The sequence below is a fragment of the Photobacterium malacitanum genome, from assembly GCF_900185615.1.
Lineage (GTDB): Bacteria > Pseudomonadota > Gammaproteobacteria > Enterobacterales > Vibrionaceae > Photobacterium > Photobacterium malacitanum.
Genome location: NZ_FYAK01000047.1, coordinates 1 through 584 on the forward strand (window position 1 = coordinate 1; position 584 = coordinate 584).

General features: G+C 42.0%; 3 tRNA genes. All 3 read right to left on the minus strand.

What is annotated here, in order from left to right:
* Positions 1-313: 313 nt before the first annotated feature.
* Positions 314-389, minus strand: a tRNA-Val gene (locus PMAL9190_RS19975).
* A 31-nt stretch (positions 390-420) separates the two neighbouring features.
* A tRNA-Lys gene (locus tag PMAL9190_RS19980) sits at positions 421-496 on the minus strand.
* A 2-nt stretch (positions 497-498) separates the two neighbouring features.
* Positions 499-574 (minus strand) — tRNA-Glu (locus PMAL9190_RS19985).
* Positions 575-584 lie beyond the last annotated feature (10 nt).

Genomic DNA, 584 nt, shown 5'->3' on the forward strand with positions numbered 1-584 from the left:
TAACATTTCGATCAAGAAAATATTAAACATTGGTTTTTCGCCGGACTCATTTATTTGTCTTCACTTTAAAAAGTGAAAGCAAACACAGACACTTGAATGTGTATGTTTTGAGAACTCGTTTTTATTCAGAGAATAAAAACATTTTTAAAATCAATCTATCGATTGAACTTACTAGTCAGCTTTCCAGATTGTTAAAGAGCATGCAATTATCTAACGATAACCACTTTCTAATGATTTTCAGCGACAACAATGCGGACTTAATAAAGGTATTCTTCATTAAATCTGCGATTCCGTGCAGAAAATTCTTAGAGAGTGGTGGGCGATACCGGGCTCGAACCAGTGACCCCCTCCTTGTAAGGGAGGTGCTCTCCCAACTGAGCTAATCGCCCACGATAGTTTTAATTCCTTCGTGAGAAAGAATGGTGGGTCGTGCAGGATTCGAACCTGCGACCAATTGATTAAAAGTCAACTGCTCTACCAACTGAGCTAACGACCCATTGGCGTCCCGTAGGGGAGTCGAACCCCTGTTACCGCCGTGAAAGGGCGGTGTCCTAGGCCTCTAGACGAACGGGACAATGTTCATA